General features: G+C 31.8%; 15 protein-coding genes. 4 read left to right on the forward strand and 11 right to left on the reverse strand.

Features of this window, described 5'->3' with window-relative positions:
- Positions 1-114: 114 nt before the first annotated feature.
- The gene (locus Q361_RS08570) at positions 115-2,919 is read left to right on the forward strand and encodes a M16 family metallopeptidase (protein WP_103726312.1); all 2,805 of its coding nucleotides are present in this window, start codon (positions 115-117) and stop codon (positions 2,917-2,919) included.
- 138 nt (positions 2,920-3,057) lie between these two features.
- Here Q361_RS08570 and rlmN read toward each other — a convergent pair whose 3' ends face one another.
- Positions 3,058-4,095: a 23S rRNA (adenine(2503)-C(2))-methyltransferase RlmN gene (gene rlmN, locus Q361_RS08575; RefSeq protein WP_103726313.1), complete on the reverse strand. Its 1,038-nt coding sequence runs from the start codon at positions 4,093-4,095 to the stop codon at positions 3,058-3,060.
- A gap of 174 nt (positions 4,096-4,269) precedes the next feature.
- Between rlmN and Q361_RS08580 the strand changes: the two genes are divergently transcribed.
- A complete protein-coding gene (locus Q361_RS08580; RefSeq protein ID WP_103726314.1) occupies positions 4,270-4,911 on the forward strand; it encodes an O-methyltransferase in 642 nt (213 codons plus the stop codon).
- Positions 4,912-4,916: 5 nt separating this feature from the next.
- Here the strand turns inward: Q361_RS08580 and Q361_RS08585 are convergent, their stop codons facing one another.
- The 7 genes from Q361_RS08585 to Q361_RS08615 all read right to left on the reverse strand — a co-directional run bounded on the left by Q361_RS08585 (position 4,917) and on the right by Q361_RS08615 (position 10,887).
- Positions 4,917-5,474, reverse strand: a complete 558-nt coding sequence (locus tag Q361_RS08585; RefSeq protein WP_103726315.1) for a phosphatase PAP2 family protein — start codon at positions 5,472-5,474, stop codon at positions 4,917-4,919.
- Positions 5,474-5,833 carry a Sec-independent protein translocase protein TatB gene (tatB, locus tag Q361_RS08590; RefSeq protein WP_103726316.1) on the reverse strand — a complete coding sequence of 120 codons (360 nt, stop codon included), beginning with the start codon at positions 5,831-5,833 and terminating at the stop codon, positions 5,474-5,476. The genes Q361_RS08585 and tatB overlap by 1 nt, the downstream gene beginning before the upstream one ends.
- A gap of 52 nt (positions 5,834-5,885) precedes the next feature.
- Positions 5,886-8,120: a M1 family metallopeptidase gene (locus tag Q361_RS08595; protein ID WP_103726317.1), complete on the reverse strand. Its 2,235-nt coding sequence runs from the start codon at positions 8,118-8,120 to the stop codon at positions 5,886-5,888.
- A 68-nt stretch (positions 8,121-8,188) separates the two neighbouring features.
- A complete protein-coding gene (locus tag Q361_RS08600) occupies positions 8,189-8,677 on the reverse strand; it encodes a DUF6702 family protein (protein WP_103726318.1) in 489 nt (162 codons plus the stop codon).
- A complete protein-coding gene (locus Q361_RS08605) occupies positions 8,667-9,407 on the reverse strand; it encodes a carboxypeptidase-like regulatory domain-containing protein (RefSeq protein ID WP_103726319.1) in 741 nt (246 codons plus the stop codon). The genes Q361_RS08600 and Q361_RS08605 overlap by 11 nt, the downstream gene beginning before the upstream one ends.
- Positions 9,404-10,117 carry a carboxypeptidase-like regulatory domain-containing protein gene (locus Q361_RS08610; protein ID WP_103726320.1) on the reverse strand — a complete coding sequence of 238 codons (714 nt, stop codon included), beginning with the start codon at positions 10,115-10,117 and terminating at the stop codon, positions 9,404-9,406. Before Q361_RS08610 ends, Q361_RS08605 begins: the two co-directional genes overlap by 4 nt.
- Before the next feature lie 17 nt (positions 10,118-10,134).
- Positions 10,135-10,887 (reverse strand): carboxypeptidase-like regulatory domain-containing protein, encoded by a 753-nt coding sequence (locus Q361_RS08615; RefSeq protein ID WP_169929285.1) that lies wholly within the window; start codon positions 10,885-10,887, stop codon positions 10,135-10,137.
- A gap of 102 nt (positions 10,888-10,989) precedes the next feature.
- Here Q361_RS08615 and pepE point away from each other — a divergent pair, with 102 nt between their 5' ends.
- Positions 10,990-11,703 carry a dipeptidase PepE gene (gene pepE, locus Q361_RS08620; RefSeq protein WP_103726322.1) on the forward strand — a complete coding sequence of 238 codons (714 nt, stop codon included), beginning with the start codon at positions 10,990-10,992 and terminating at the stop codon, positions 11,701-11,703.
- Between the two features lie 125 nt (positions 11,704-11,828).
- On the opposite strand, the gene Q361_RS08625 is transcribed toward pepE, so the two are convergent.
- Positions 11,829-13,346 carry a GH3 auxin-responsive promoter family protein gene (locus Q361_RS08625; RefSeq protein WP_103726323.1) on the reverse strand — a complete coding sequence of 506 codons (1,518 nt, stop codon included), beginning with the start codon at positions 13,344-13,346 and terminating at the stop codon, positions 11,829-11,831.
- Between the two features lie 40 nt (positions 13,347-13,386).
- Positions 13,387-14,109: an SIMPL domain-containing protein gene (locus Q361_RS08630; RefSeq protein ID WP_103726324.1), complete on the reverse strand. Its 723-nt coding sequence runs from the start codon at positions 14,107-14,109 to the stop codon at positions 13,387-13,389.
- Positions 14,110-14,185: 76 nt separating this feature from the next.
- On the opposite strand from Q361_RS08630, the gene Q361_RS08635 reads away from it, so the two are divergent.
- Complete coding sequence (locus Q361_RS08635) at positions 14,186-14,980, forward strand: DUF2797 domain-containing protein (RefSeq protein ID WP_103726325.1); 795 nt, start codon at positions 14,186-14,188, stop codon at positions 14,978-14,980.
- On the opposite strand, the gene Q361_RS08640 is transcribed toward Q361_RS08635, so the two are convergent.
- Complete coding sequence (locus tag Q361_RS08640; protein ID WP_103726392.1) at positions 14,969-15,874, reverse strand: DMT family transporter; 906 nt, start codon at positions 15,872-15,874, stop codon at positions 14,969-14,971. The genes Q361_RS08635 and Q361_RS08640 overlap by 12 nt on opposite strands.
- Positions 15,875-15,914 lie beyond the last annotated feature (40 nt).

Genomic DNA, 15,914 nt, shown 5'->3' on the forward strand with positions numbered 1-15,914 from the left:
CTGCTATTTTAATGCCAAATAGTGTTATAACGGAATAAATGTGTTAATTATTTTATAATAAAATAAAACTTTTTGAGTTATAGTTTAAGTTTATACCACTCTAAAAATAGATATATGAAATTATTTAACAAAGCCTTATTATTATGGGTAGCTATTCCGGCTGCTATGATCGCCCAAGACCTTAAGAGCAACATTCCGTTTGATCCAAATGTAAAAACAGGAAAGCTTAAAAATGGTCTTACCTATTACATTAGAAAAAACAGTAAGCCTGAAAAAAAAGTAGATTTACGACTTGTAGTTAATGCAGGTTCTATACTGGAAAACGACGACCAACAAGGTTTGGCTCACTTTATGGAGCATATGTGTTTTAATGGAACCAAACGCTTTCCAAAAAACCAACTTGTAGATTATTTACAAAGCATTGGTGTAAAGTTTGGACAGCATCTTAATGCTTATACAAGTTTTGATGAAACAGTTTATTTTTTACCCATTCCTGCTGATAATCCAGAAAAAATTGAAAAAGGATTTCAAATTTTAGAAGATTGGGCATTCAATGCCAATTTAACACCAGAAGAAATAGATAAAGAACGTGGTGTAGTACTTGAAGAATATAGAATCGGACTAGGTGCAGACAAGCGAATGATGGAACGTTATTTACCCAAAATGATGTACAATTCGCAATATGCAAAACGTATGCCTATTGGAAAAAAAGAGATACTAGAAAATTTTAAATACGATAAATTAACGAGTTTTTACAAAGATTGGTACCGACCAAATTTAATGGCAGTAATTGTAGTTGGAGATATCGATGTGGCGCAAATGGAGCAAAAAATAAAAGAACATTTTGCGGGCTATCAAAATCCAAAAAATGAAAAGCCTAGAAAAACATTTGATGTACCAAACCATAAAGAAACATTTATTGCGGTAGAAACCGATAAAGAAGAGAGTAACGCACAAGTACAATTGTTATACAAAGATAAAGACGCACCAAAACCAACTGTTACTCTTGCCGATTTAAAAGACGAACTTGTAGAAGGGCTTTTTACCACAATGCTTAACAACCGTTTACAAGAATTAACCAACTCTTCAACACCTCCTTTTACATTTGGATACTCTTACCACGGAGGTACATTTGCCAGAAATAAAGAAGCTTACCAGTCTTTTGCAATGATGGACGAAACAAAACAATTGGACGCATTAAAAGTATTGGTTAAAGAAAACGAAAAAGCAAAAAAATACGGATTTACCAATGGAGAATTAGAAAGAGCCAAAGCCGACTTTTTAGTAAATTTTGAAAACATGTACAATGACAGAAACAAAACAGAATCTGAGCGTTATGTACAAGAATACCAATCGCATTTCTTAGAAAAAGAACCAACACCTGGTATAGAATGGACTTATGACATGGTGAAAAAAATATTGCCATCAATTAAACTAGAAGAAACAAATGCAATAATAAAAAAATACATTTCTGACGAAAATAGAGTAGTAGTACTTACAGCACCAGAAAAAGAGGGTTATAATAAGCCAACAGAACAACAAGTTTTGGATGCCTTAAAAGTATCAGATGCCGATATTAAACCGTATGAAGATACAGCCGTAGCCACAAGTTTATTGCGCAAAAATGTTACAGCTGGAACTATAGTAAAAGAAGAAAAAAATGAAAAAGCAGGTACAAATACTTTAATCTTGTCTAATGGAACCAAAGTAACCTACAAAAATACCGACTTTAAAAATGATGAATTGCTTTTTGAAGCTATAAGTTTTGGAGGTACAAACACGATTTCTAATGAAGATTTGAAAAAAGTACAATTTGCTATGAATGGTTTGCCAGAAGCAGGGTATTCAGGATTAAAACTTAATGACATTAATAAATTTTTAAACGGTAAAATTGTAAATGTTCGACCTTATGTAAACCCAACAACCGAAGGTTTAAAAGGTTCTGCTACACCAAAAGATGCCGAATATTTATTTCAAATGATTCATGCGTACTTTACAGATTTGAATTTAGATAAAGAAGCATTTAATGGTTACAAAGACAAACAAAATGGTATGTTTAAAAACTTTGCGTCGCAACCTAGCTTTTATTTTCAGCAAGAGTTTTACAAACAATTAAATAAAGATAATCCTCGCTTTTTAGGTTTAATTCCAGATGATAAAGCTTGGCAAGCAACAGATTACGAATTTGCCTACAACAAATACAAAGAAAGATTTGCCAATGCAGGCGATTTTGAATTCTTTTTTGTTGGAAATGTAGATGAAAATGCAATTAAAGAGTTTTCAAAAAAATATATTGCATCTTTACCAAGTACATCAACTAAAGAAGTTGCCAAAGATTTAGGCTACAGAATGCTAAAAGGCGACCAAAAAATTGTAGTAAACAAAGGTACTGATCCCAAAAGTAATGTAACTATAATGTATTACGGAGATACGACTTACTCTGCAAAAGAAGCTTTGGCTATGCGAGCTCTAGGTGAGGTACTTACTATTAAATTGATAGAACAACTTCGTGAGTCTGAAAGTGGTGTATATGGAATTTCAGCTCGTGGTTCAATGAACAAAGTGCCATACGGTTCGTACAGTTTTAATATAGGTTTTCCTTGTGGTCCAGAAAATGCAGAAAAACTAACAGCATCAGCATTAAATGAACTACAAAAAATAATAGACAATGGTCCAGAAGCTAAAGATTTGGATAAATTTAAAGAAGCTGAACTCCAAGACTATAAAAAGAATATAAAAGAAAATAAGTTTTGGATGAGTAATTTTATCAAATCATATACTTACGGAATATCGTATGATGAGGTGCTAAAAGCCGAAGATACTATTAAAGCACTAACAGCAAAAGAATTGCAAGATGTAGCTAAAAAATATTTATCTAAAGATAAAGTGATAGGTATATTAATGCCAGAAAAACAATAATATTCTTACTTAATAATGACTAAAAATCCCGAATTATTTTCGGGATTTTTTTATTGGTATAAAAATCAATTATTTGGTAATGAGTTTGATTTCTTTTTTTAGAAATTGAATTTTTACGATAAAAAACCTATCGTTGTACTAAGATTTATTTGCCAGTTGTCCGCAAGCAGCATCAATGTCTTTTCCTCTGCTACGGCGTACTTTTGCTACAATTTGATTGTCTTCTAGCGCTTTAATATAAGCTTCCAAAGCGTTTTGATTGGCTTGCTGAAACATGCCATCGTCTATCGGGTTGTACTCTATAAGGTTTACTTTACAAGGTACGTGTTTACAAAATTTAACAAGAGCCTCTATAGACTTTTTATCGTCGTTAATATCTTTCCATACAACATATTCAAATGTTATTTTACTTTTTGTTTTTTTATACCAATAGCTCAAAGCTTCTCTAAGTTCTATAAGCGGGAAGTTTTTAGTAAACGGCATTATTTGGTTTCGGGTTTCCTCTATAGCAGAGTGTAAAGAAACAGCCAGTTTAAATTTTACATTATCATCTGCCATTTTTTTTATCATTTTAGATATGCCAGATGTAGATACTGTAATTCGTTTTGGAGACATACCCAACCCTTCTTCCGATGTGATTTTATCTATTGCTTTTATAACGTTTGGATAGTTCATTAAAGGTTCTCCCATTCCCATAAAAACAATGTTAGACAAAGGACGGTTGTAATACAAGCGACTTTCCCTGTCTATAGCTACTACTTGGTCGTAAATTTCATCAGGGTTTAGGTTACGCATTCTTTTGAGTTGCGCCGTGGCACAAAAATTACAATCCAAACTACAACCCACTTGGCTCGATACACAAGCTGTAGTGCGAGTGTTGGTAGGTATTAGTACACTTTCTACAACCAAATCATCGTGTAGGCGAACAGCATTTTTTACCGTACCATCTTCACTACGTTGCATGGTATCTACCTTTATGTGATTGATTACAAAGTTTTGTTCTAGCTGCAAACGGGTAGTTTTAGATAAATTGGTCATATCATCAAAGCTATGCGCACCTTTGCTCCAAAGCCATTCATATACTTGGTTACCACGAAAGGATTTGTCTCCTTGTGCTACAAAAAAATCACGCAATTGATCTTTGGTTAAACTTCTGATGTCTTTTTTATCTACCATGTTGCAAAAATACTACTAATGATATTAATACCCAATTTCTCTACATAATTTAGCATTGTAGCATTTTCGTTATTCAAATCTCTATTGCCATTTCTATTGAGTTTGCCATTGAAATTGTCATTGAAATTGTCATTGAAATTGAAATTACTATTTTTGTTGTTTAAAATAAACGTTATGCACTTTATATCTGAAGAGTTGGAAGATTATGTTGCCAAACACTCGCAACCAGAACCCGCATTGTTGGCAAAACTTAACAAAGAAACTCATCAAAAAATACTACAGCCTCGCATGTTGAGTGGTCATTTTCAAGGAAGAGTGTTAAGTATGATTTCAAAGCTAGTGCAGCCTTTACATATTTTAGAGATAGGAACCTATACAGGCTACGCTACACTTTGTTTAGCCGAAGGGCTTCAAGAAAAAGGTATCATAGATACGTTAGATAATAATGAAGAATTGTTTGACTTTCAGCGTAGTTTTTTTGATGCTTCGTTATTTGGAACTCAAATTAAACAACATCTTGGAAACGCTTTAGAAATTATACCAAACCTAAACAAAACATACGACTTGGTTTTTATAGATGCCGATAAAGAAAACTATAGTAACTATTTTAATTTAATTGTTCCTATGATGAATAAAGGAGGTGTTATACTTTCAGATAACGTGCTTTGGAGCGGTAAAATTCTTGAAGAAATTAAACCAAACGACAAGAGTACAAAAGCATTGTTGGAATTTAATAAAATGGTTAATGAAGATCCAAGAGTAGAAACGGTGTTGTTACCCATTAGAGATGGGCTTACTGTAAGTAGAGTTTTGTAAAATAATTAACGAAATAGTATTTTCTTTTGAAATATTTTATAGAAAATAAAACCATAAATCGCTCCAAATAAGTAACCTGTAAGAATGTCTAATGGAAAATGCAATCCAAGGTAAATGCGGCTATATGCAAAAATTAATGGAAATAAAAAAAGTAAAAACGCATTTTTATAATATGGTTTTAATAGCAAATATACAAATAGTGCAGTAGCCATAGAGTTGGTAGCATGCCCAGAAAAAAAACTGAAAGAGCCACTCTTGTCCCAATAAATCCTCAAATTTTTTACAATAGATAAATCATTACAAGGGCGTACTCGCTCAAACGAATTTTTAAATAAATTGGCAGTTTGATCGGCAAAAAGTATAATGAGAGCAATAAAAAATATCGCCCATCCAAATTTTTTAAGTCCTATTTTTTTGTATAAAAGATAAAAAACAAAAATAAATATTGGAGCCCAATTAAATTGCTTTGTAGCCAAAAGCCAAAACCAGTCAAAATTTTTAGAACCTAGATTATTGAGGTAAACAATAAGCTGTTTGTCTAGTGCTATAATTTTTTCAAACATTACATTTGTCGTTTTATAGGTCCAGTAATGTCTTCAATGTTTTCTTGAAGTGGTTTTGCTTCTTGTGTTATTTGTTGTGTAATATCGCTTGTAATGTTGTTCAAATCGGGTAAACCAACACTCGATTTTATGCGCTCAACTTCGTTTTCGATAGGGTTTGAAATACTTTTTATAGAAGATTGTAAGTCTTGTATATCGGCACTTTTTTGTATTTCGGTTTTAATTTCGTTGGTAGCGTGTTTTACATTGGCCATAAATTTGCCAAAAGTACGCATAGCACCAGGTATTTTATCAGGACCAAGTAACATAATACCCACAATAATTATAAAAACCAATTCTCCGCCGCTTATTCCAAACATAACTTAAATATTATAGTGCAAATTTATAATAAATTGACTTGTTTACTGTAATTTACTCAAATTTTGATTTTATTTCTTGTTTAGGCCATACATTGTTGGTTGTGTCTACGTCGGCAGTTTCTTCTTGTGGGTCTATTACAATTTTCGAAATTTGCTTTTTTGTAGCAAAAGTTCTGCTTACTTCTTTGTCGTTCATACGCCAAATTTGTGCTGGAAATTTATGAGTTTCTTTTGTTCCATCTTCAAAAGTAAGTTCAACAAGTATAGGCATAACCAAGCCTCCCAATTTTTCAAAATCTATCTGATAAAAATACTTAGGCTGATTTAGTTTTGCCTTTTCTTCTACACTAAAATGTTGGTTTACATATTGGTCTAATGCTTGAAAGTCTTTTATTTGAAACTCTTTATTAAGTTGAGGTTTCATGTCGGTTGAGGTTTCGTCAATCATGTAAACCATTTCGCCTTGTGGTGCATTTCGCTGTCTTTTTTTCTTTAAAAATTCTTGTACATTTTGGCTAGGTTCATTACTTACAAAATAGCGTTTTACTGCTTTTATTGCAATATCATTATTGTCGGTAGTATAAAACCAACCTCTCCAATACCAATCTAAATCGAAAGCAGAGGCATCTTCCATCGTTCTAAAAAAATCTTCTGGAGTAGGGTGTTTGAATTTCCATCTATTTGCATAGGTTTTAAAAGCATAATCAAAAAGCTCTTTTCCCATTACAGTTTCTCTTAAAATATTTAAAGCAGCAGCTGGTTTTCCATAGGCATTGTTTCCAAACTGTCGAATGTTTTCTGAATTAGTCATAATGGGTTCTAGCCCTTTTTGGTCGCCACTCATATAAGGAACAATTTTTTTGGCAGGACCTCTATCGGCAGGGAAGTTTGCATCCCATTCTTTTAATGCCATATATTCGCAAAAAGAGTTTAAACCTTCGTCCATCCAAGTCCATTGACGTTCATCACTATTTACAATCATTGGAAAAAAGTTGTGCCCTACTTCATGTACAATAACGCTTATCATTCCGTTTTTTACTCTATCAGAGTAAGTTCCGTTTGGTTCTGGTCGTCCCCAATTCCAGCAAATCATAGGGTACTCCATACCTTGGTCTTGTGCGTGTACAGAAACTGCTTTTGGGTATGGATAATCAAAAGTATGTGCAGAATAACTCTTTAAAGTATGTGCTACAACGCGAGTAGAATATTCACCCCATAGCGGGTTTCCTTCTTTTGGATATACCGATACAGCCATAACTGTTTTACCTCCTAGCTGTACAGCCATAGCATCGTAAATAAATTTTCTAGAGGTAGCAATACCAAAATCACGTACGTTTTCGGCTTTGAATTTCCATGTTTTTTTCTGTGTTGCAAACCCTTTCTCGGCAGCTATAGCTTCATCTTGTGTAACTACTACAACGGGTTTGTCAAACGATTTTTCGGCTTGAGCGTATCGTGTAAGTTGAGCAGGTGTAAATACTTCATTTCTATTAAGCAAAGTGCCCGTTGCTTCCATAATGTGGTCTGCAGGTACGGTAATATTTACTTCAAAATTTCCAAAAGGTAGCGCAAATTCTCCTGCGCCCCAAAATTGCTGGTTTTGCCAACCTTCTACATCATTATAAACCGCCATTCGAGGGTAAAATTGTGCCAAAATGTAAAGATTGTTACCATCTGTGTCAAAATGTTCATATCCCGAACGACCTCCATCTAATAGATAGTTGTTAATGTTGTACCACCATTTTATAGAGAAACTTATTTTTTCTTTATGTTTTAAACCATTGGGTATTTCTATACGCATCATGGTTTGATTGATGGTGTAAGTCATTGGTTTTCCTGTCATATCTTTTACAAATTCTATGCGAAAACCACCATCAAAGTCTTCTTCTAAATATTTTCTAGAAAATGATTGTGCAGAGATTGCGGGGTCTGTTTTTTCTCCATTTTGTAAAGGAGATAATGAGTTTTTTGCTTGTTGGTTTTGGTCTAATTGTACCCAAAGATAATCGAGTGTTTCTTTGGCATTATTGGTATAGGTTATGGTTTCTTCGCCAAAAAGTTTTTGGTTTTTATCGTCAAGTTCAATATTTATTTTGTAATCGGCTTGTTGTTGATAGTATTCTGGCCCAGGTGCTCCAGAGGCTGTACGGTACATATTTGGAGTAGCAAGCAAATCGTACATTTGGGCAAACTTGTCTACATTTTTTTCTGAAACTTTTTGAGGGGTTTGTTGTGCGTGAGCCACAAATAGGTTTAGAGCTACAACAAGGCTAAGATATTTTGTCATACGTTATTGTAATACAGATTTTTGCAATAAAAATAATTTAAAAAATGCGAAAGTAATTTTTTAATGATTTATTTTAACAATCCTTTATAATTTTCTGCAGAAAGTAGCAGCGTTTTTTTATCATTATTAATATTTGATTGAACGATGTTTTGTTGCTCGGTAAATACATCTGTTAATACAGTGTTTTCTACTTTTAAGGCAGAAATTTTAGTAACATCGTTAATTTTTAAATAACAAATAAGTGTATTGTCTTCGATTTCTTTTGAAATAAAAATCAAATTTTTAGTGCTATTGTTTACCGAAAATTTTAAATGAGAACTGAAATATTTTTTTAAAAATTCAATTTCTTGTGGGCTATTATTTTTGGTAAAATCTATTTTTTGATGAAACTCATTTTGTATTGCTACACTTATATCATCTGCAAAAATACGTGTGGTAATTTCTATTCTTTTTTGTGGTTTATTGTAGCTTACTTGGTACATAGCCACATAAAATTTATGTAAGCCAAAGCCGCTTAATACTAATGTTAATAGTAGTAAAAATATTTTATTTTTCATTGATAATTTTTAAATATTCTACAGATAATTCACTCATTTTTAAATCTGTTTTTATAGAATTGCCTAGCTTGTATAGGTTTGAAAACTCAGCATTTTCAGCCAAAAAATACCGAAACCCTTCTGTGTATTCTTGCGGAATATGGTATTTGGTTTGTAAAACAGCATCTGTATAAGATTGGTTGAGTTGCTCTACTAATTTTTCTTTTTTCTCTATTTCTACTTCTTTTTTGAGCATAGCAGTTCTGCCCGATATAGCATTAAATACAGGGTCTAGAGGCATTCCTCCAAAGGGAATTAAAATAAGTTGATAAGGTTTAAATTGACCTGCTGTGCGTAATCTTCTTTCGGCAACAGTATATTTTTTTGGCGTATAATTGATGATTCTTAATTTTTGGGCGTCGAGTTTTACAATATTTACATTATCCAACTCATAATTTTTAGCGTTGAGTTTTATGGTAATGGCTTTGTTTTTTAATGTTGTCTCGTCTATTTTTATATAAAACTCTTCATATTGTATGTGGCTTATTTTTAAGGCATCATTGAGTTTTACTTCTATGGTAAAATAACCATTTTCGTTGCTTACCGCAGTAGCATTGGTAGATAAATTGACAATGTTGGCTTGAGTTACAGAATTATTTCGTTGTGTAGTAATTAAACCGTTAAGAGCTATGGTTTGTTGAGAAAACATAGATATCGAAATCAAGAAAATTAGATAGCTCCAAAGTTTCATTCTTTAATTGTTTGTAGGTAATCTACTGCAAGTTTAGTTAATAAAAATTGTAAATCCATTACTTTTTTTTGTTTACAAAGTTCTACTACCTCTTGATTATACGACGCATAATATCGAAAACCGTTACTATATTCTAACGGAATTTTAAAATTTTGAACAACATAATCATCAGGAAAAACCGTTTTTAAGTATATTATAATATCATAGCGTTTTTCTTCGGCAACAATTTTTTTAAGCATTTTGCTTTTTCCATTTATGGCATTGATAAGACCTACTACAAGTCCGCCTCCAGCAAAAGAGTTTGAATATTGCCTGCGTTGTGCTACCGTATATTGTTTGGGTTTGTAATTTATAATGCCCATTTTATAAGCATCGAGTTTTACAATGTTTACTTGTTGAAGCTCATAGCTTTTGGCGATTAACTTTATTACTATATTGTTGTTGTTTATTGTTTTTTGATCAACTTTTATATAATAATCTTCATATTGTACAGAGCTTATTTTAATAGCATCATTAAGTTCTGCAGCAATAGTAAACATTCCTTTTTCATTGGTTACCGTTTGTTTTTTTGATATTAAATTGGTTACATTAATGTTTTCTAAGGCATTATTTCTATCGGTTACCACAATGCCGTGTATTTGGTTTTGTGAATAACCAAGAATAGTTGCAATAGCAAATATTAAAACACACAATGTATATCGAAATATCATATACAAATATATATAGATTATGGTTTAATGGTTTCTAGAAAATCACTTGCCAATTGTGTTATATAAAAAGAAGTGTTCAACTTGTTGTTGGATAATAATGCTTTTAGAAACGTTTCATTTTCGACCAAAAAAAACTTGAACCCCATAATGTAGTCTTTAGGAATTTTATATTTGGTTTGTAGTATGTAGTCGTCGTATTCATGCTCTAGTTTTTCTATTGCAGTTTCTTTTTGTTCTACCTCAATATCTTTTTTGAGTGTTTTGGTCTTACCTGTAATTCCGTTTAAAATTCTATCAAATGAAATAGACGTGTTTAAGCCATATAGATTTTTTGTGCCATTGGTGCCTGTGTACAAGCGTCTTTCGGCTACAGTATATTCTTTCGGACTTTTATTTAAAATACCAAGTGAAACGGCATTGATGTTTGGATATTGTTTAATGATTACTTCTTCTAGATTTCTAGTTAAAGAAATAAGCTCAACAAAAAACAACTCCTTTGAAGTAACGTTCTCTCGTGTTACAATAACTGTTTTTGTTTGAAATTGAACAGAAGAAAATTGCAAAGTATCGCCTTCTTTGGTGTTAATTTCAAAATAGCCGCCAATTTCTGTAGTTGTAATAGTATTGGTATTTTTGTTTACTATATTGATGTTTTCTAAATCTTTGGCAGTAGAAATAATTTTTCCTCTAATAAATTGACGGTTTGCGTTTTGCTGGGCGTTGCCAAAAAAAGCAAGCAGTAAAAAGACAGCTATTAGTTTGTAGTTCAAGATGTTTTTTTTGTAAAAATAATTTTGTGTGGTCTAAAAAAAATCACAAATAGGCTATAATATTTTGTTAATTCTTATTTTTGATAAAAATATAGTATTCCGATGAAAAATTTAATTATAGCAAGTACATCTACGCTTTTTGGAGAAGAATATTTAGAATATTTATTGCCCGAGTTGGCACATCATTTTGCAAATGTATCTGTTGTAACGTTTATTCCATTTGCAAGACCTAGTGGTATTTCTCATAACGAGTATACCCAAAAAGTAGCTCACGCATTAAAAAAAATAAACAAAAAAGTTATTGGTTTGCATGAATTTGAAGATAAACAAAAAGCATTGTATGAAGCAGAAGCGATTTTTGTGGGAGGAGGAAATACCTTTGTACTTGTAAACGATTTGTATAGCTATAATTTGATGGATACTTTAAAAGAAGTAATTGAAAATGGTACACCTTATTTGGGTTGTAGTGCAGGCAGTAATATTACAGGAGTTTCAATAAAAACTACAAATGATATGCCTATTGTATATCCGCCGAGTTTTGAAACATTGGGGGTTGTACCGTTTAATATAAATCCGCATTATTTAGATCCTAATCCAGATTTAAAACACAATGGCGAAACAAGAGAAACGAGAATACAAGAGTTTTTAGTCTACAATAAACAGCCTGTATTAGGTTTACGAGAAGGTAGTTGGCTTGATGTAAAAGGTAATCATATTGTATTAAAAGGAAACCTTACAGCTCGTTTGTTTTTGCAAAACAAAGAACCTCAAGAGCTTGAACCTTTTACAGAATTGAATTTTCTAGCAAGTTGTTGATAGTGCTGTAGTGGTGTTGGCACATCTTTTATAACAAGCTCGTTTAGGGCCACAAGAAGCTATAAAACAAGCGAGATATAAGATAATGATTAGTTTTTTCATAGTTTTTTATTGTCAAAAGCTATTTATTGTTGATTCATTTCTAATAATTGTTCCAAATAATCTCTTTGGTTTGAAAGTCTAGGTATTTTATTTTGACCGCCTAATTTGTTTTTTGTTTTAAGCCAATCATAAAATAAATTTTCACGCGCCACATTTATTTTAAGCAAATTTAAGGTCATATTATTATAGCGTTTTGCCTCATAATCTGAGTTAAGAGATTGCAAAGTTTTGTCAAGTTCTTGTTCAAAAGCTTTAACATCGTCTGGACATTTTGAAAATTCTATAATCCATTCGTGTGCTCCTTTTTCTTTTCCGTGCATAAATATTGGAGCCACGGTATAATCTTTTACTTCGCAATTAAAATTTTTGCATGTTGTTGCTAGTGCCATATCGGTATTTTCTACCATAAGTTCTTCTCCAAAAACATTAATATAGTGTTTTGTTCTTCCCGAAACTCTTATTCGATAAGGTTTTAGCGAGGTAAAACGTACTGTATCGCCTATTAAATAACGCCATAATCCAGCATTTGTAGTAATAACAACCGCATAATTTTTATGAAGCTCTACATCGTTTAGTCGGATTGTTTTTTGGTGCGTGGTGCCAAATGTTTCCATAGGTATAAATTCGTAAAATATACCATAGTCTAGCATTAATAGTAAATCGTTGGAATAATTTAAATCTTGAATGGCAAAAAATCCCTCGCTGGCGTTGTAAATCTCATAATACTTAAAATCAGATTTTGGTAGCAATGATTTATATTGTTCTCTGTAAGGTTCAAAACTCACACCTCCATGAAAATAGACCTCCAAATTTGGCCAAAGTTCTATTAAATTACTTTTACCTGTTTCTTGTAGTATTCTATTCATTAATACTAAAATCCACGAAGGTACACCTGCAAAGCTCGTTACATTTTCTTGTTTTGTTTCGTTTATAATGGCAGTAAGCTTTGCCTCCCATTCGCTCATTAAAGATGTTTTGTTGCTTGGAGTACTGCTAAACTCTGCCCACATAGGCATATTTTCAATTAATATAGCCGATAAATCTCCAAAAAACGTGTTGTTGTTTTCATAAATTTGCGAACTTCCGCCCAAGCGTAAACTTTTTCCTAGAAACATTTCAGAGTTTTCATTGTTGTTTAAATACATACACAACAAATCTTTACTGCCTTTGTAGTGGCAGTCTTCTAGTGCTTCATTGCTTACGGGTATAAATTTGCTTTTAGCATTGGTAGTACCACTAGATTTAGCAAACCATTTTATAGGTGTATGCCAAAAAATATTTTGATATCCTTTTCTAGTTTCTTCTATCATAGGTTCCAAATCTTCGTAGGCCGATATAGGAACTCTTTCGGCAAAAGCTTCGTAATTTTTTATAGAAGCAAAGTCGTATTTATTTCCAATAACTGTTTTTTCACAATTTCTAATGAGGTTTAAAAGTAGCTCATTTTGAACTTCGTGCGGATATTTTAAAAACAATTCTATTTGATGGATACGCTGTTTAAGTACCCATGAAGCAATAGAATTTATTATTGGAAGAGGCATACTTTAGTAATTTTTAAAGTATAAAAATACAAAATCATTTTTAATTTAATAATTCGGTTTCTACAAATACTTTTATGGTATAATTTATTAAATCTCCGCTAGAGGAAACTCCACGTCCTCCCATACCTTTACTAAACGATTGAAAATTATTATTGCTGTTGGTTCCTACAGTTTCATTAGAACTGTTTTTTGTTTCAATAGTCATAATTTTGCCCAAAGTTACTTTGCTATTTGCAGCCAATCTTTCAGAAGTTTCTATAGCATCTTGTACTGCAAGTTCTTGTGCTTGAATTAGAAGATTTTTAGAATTTGTATTAAAATAAAAAATACGCTCAATTTTATTAAATTTTGTTTTTAATAATTCTTCTGTAAAATCTTGAAATTTATTTAGGTTTTTTAAAGTAAAAATTAATTTTTGTGAAGATTGAAACCCTACAAAAACTTCTTTAGATAACTTTTGGTCCCATTTATAAGATTTATCGGTAGATATTAAACTTGTTTGAATTTCTGTAGAGTCAGAAACATATTTCTTTACGATTTTTAAAACCTGTTCTGAGGTAAGTTGATTTTCGTTTATTGCTTCCCTAAGTGTAGGCTTAATGTGTAAAAACGAAATTGTTATTTGTGCTGCATCTGGAAAAGCAGTTACAGTTCCAGAACCTACAACACTTATTTTACGGTCTAATTTTATAGTGTTTTGAGCATAAATACTAAAACTAAAGAGACTTAAAGAACTAAATAAAAAGAAGAATGTTTTTCTCATAATTTGTAATTTGTTAAATGGTGTTTTATATTTACGAAAAATAATTGATTTTATTGTTTAAAATTCAAATTATCGTATGCAATATCAAGGAGTGCTTACCAAAATGCAAACTGAATATCAAAATCCAGTACAATATTATTTGGTTTTTGAAAATAATTTTATTCATTTTAATCAATTACTTGGACAAAATATAGCGATAAATTTTGTAGGTTACCAATGTTTGGAATGTGGTAAAAAGAAAAAAATATTCAGACAAGGTTTTTGTTACGATTGTTTTATGAATAGTGCTTCGGCAGGCGATTGGATTATGAAACCCGAATTAAGCACAGCCCATTTGGATATAGAAGATCGCGATTTGGACTATGAAAAAAAGGTGCAATTGCAACCGCATATTGTGTATTTAGCTCTTTCGAGTGAGGTAAAGGTTGGCGTAACAAGGTTTACACAAGTACCTACTCGTTGGATAGATCAGGGTGCTGTGCAAGCTATACCTATAGTAGAAGTGCCCAATAGATATTTGGCAGGTATTACAGAAGTTGCTTTAAAAAATCATTTTTCAGATAAAACCAATTGGCAAAAAATGTTAAAAAACGAAATTCCTCAAGTAGATTTAATTAAAGAGAGGTTTGATATTCGATATTTTTTACCAGAAGAAGTGCAAGAATTTTTTCATCCAGAAAAAGAAGATATTTATGAAATACATTACCCAGTGCTACATTATCCAAAAAAAGTAATGAGCTTAAATTTGGAAAAAACGCATGATTTTTCGGGTAAACTTACGGGTATAAAAGGGCAGTATCTAATTTTTGAAGACGGAACAGTGTTTAATGTTCGTAGTTTTGAAGGCTACGAAGTACAATTACATTTTTGATGTTGTTTTTTTATAATTGATGATAAAAACCCCAAAAATAATGAGTGCTGTTGCAATGATAAAATCTATTGTAATCGTTTCATTAAGCAACAACCAACCCAAAAATACAGCAATTATTGTGTTTACATAATTTAAAATAGATACTTGTAATGCACTAACTCTTTTAAGAGCATAATAATAACAAAAAAAGGCTAATACTGAACCAAAAACAGCTAAATAGAGTAGTGCAAAAACACTTCGAGAACTCCATTGATGTATATCGGTGTTTGATGAAAATAAAATAGCCAACACAAATTGAATAATAGAAGAAATGCTAAATTGATAGAATAAATTTAGCGCAATATTGTTTGATTTATGGGTGTGTTTTTTAGAATAAATTACGCCTACAGACCAACTTAATATTGCAATGCTCAAAAATAATAGTCCCGTTTTATAATTCGGATCTAAAATTGCAGAAAGTCCATTTCTAAAAATAAATACAACTCCAAGAAAACCTAGCATTACACCTATCAGCCCTTTAAAAGTGGGCTTTTCTATGCCAAATAAAATTCCTCCTATAAAAATAATTACAGGCGATAAGGCACTCATAATAGATGTTAATCCGCTGGGTAATGTTTGCTCTGCAATTGTGGTAAAACCATTTGCAAGTACTATCATTAATAAAGAAGGGATAATTTGAAATTTTAAGTTTTTCCAGCCAATCCAAGCTAATTGTTTTTTATAAAGCAAAATACATAAAACAATAAGCGCCGCAAACCCTTGTCTAATAGAAGTAATCCACCATGGCGGAATAGTTTCTACAGCAACTCGAATACCCAAATAGGTTGTGCCCCAAACAATACCAACAATTAGTAATGAAAAAACTAATTTTAAATCGGGTTTAGATTGGGTCATGTAGCTGTAAATGTTTTTAATGGAAATTTTGTATAAGATT

The organism is Flavobacterium croceum DSM 17960 (genome assembly GCF_002917885.1).
Taxonomy (GTDB): domain Bacteria; phylum Bacteroidota; class Bacteroidia; order Flavobacteriales; family Flavobacteriaceae; genus Flavobacterium; species Flavobacterium croceum.

Excerpts from the sequence above, each read along its gene's own strand:
- Q361_RS08635 (WP_103726325.1), top strand. The coding sequence starts at position 14,186 with ATGCAATATCAAGGAGTGCTTACCAAAATGCAAACTGAATATCAAAAT.
- Q361_RS08580 (WP_103726314.1), top strand. The coding sequence starts at position 4,270 with ATGCACTTTATATCTGAAGAGTTGGAAGATTATGTTGCCAAACACTCG.
- Q361_RS08570 (WP_103726312.1), top strand. The coding sequence starts at position 115 with ATGAAATTATTTAACAAAGCCTTATTATTATGGGTAGCTATTCCGGCT.
- rlmN (WP_103726313.1), bottom strand. The coding sequence starts at position 4,095 with ATGGTAGATAAAAAAGACATCAGAAGTTTAACCAAAGATCAATTGCGT.
- Q361_RS08640 (WP_103726392.1), bottom strand. The coding sequence starts at position 15,874 with ATGACCCAATCTAAACCCGATTTAAAATTAGTTTTTTCATTACTAATT.
- pepE (WP_103726322.1), top strand. The coding sequence starts at position 10,990 with ATGAAAAATTTAATTATAGCAAGTACATCTACGCTTTTTGGAGAAGAA.
- Q361_RS08585 (WP_103726315.1), bottom strand. The coding sequence starts at position 5,474 with ATGTTTGAAAAAATTATAGCACTAGACAAACAGCTTATTGTTTACCTC.
- tatB (WP_103726316.1), bottom strand. The coding sequence starts at position 5,833 with ATGTTTGGAATAAGCGGCGGAGAATTGGTTTTTATAATTATTGTGGGT.
- Q361_RS08600 (WP_103726318.1), bottom strand. The coding sequence starts at position 8,677 with ATGAAAAATAAAATATTTTTACTACTATTAACATTAGTATTAAGCGGC.
- Q361_RS08595 (WP_103726317.1), bottom strand. The coding sequence starts at position 8,120 with ATGACAAAATATCTTAGCCTTGTTGTAGCTCTAAACCTATTTGTGGCT.
- Q361_RS08625 (WP_103726323.1), bottom strand. The coding sequence starts at position 13,346 with ATGCCTCTTCCAATAATAAATTCTATTGCTTCATGGGTACTTAAACAG.
- Q361_RS08630 (WP_103726324.1), bottom strand. The coding sequence starts at position 14,109 with ATGAGAAAAACATTCTTCTTTTTATTTAGTTCTTTAAGTCTCTTTAGT.
- Q361_RS08610 (WP_103726320.1), bottom strand. The coding sequence starts at position 10,117 with ATGATATTTCGATATACATTGTGTGTTTTAATATTTGCTATTGCAACT.
- Q361_RS08605 (WP_103726319.1), bottom strand. The coding sequence starts at position 9,407 with ATGAAACTTTGGAGCTATCTAATTTTCTTGATTTCGATATCTATGTTT.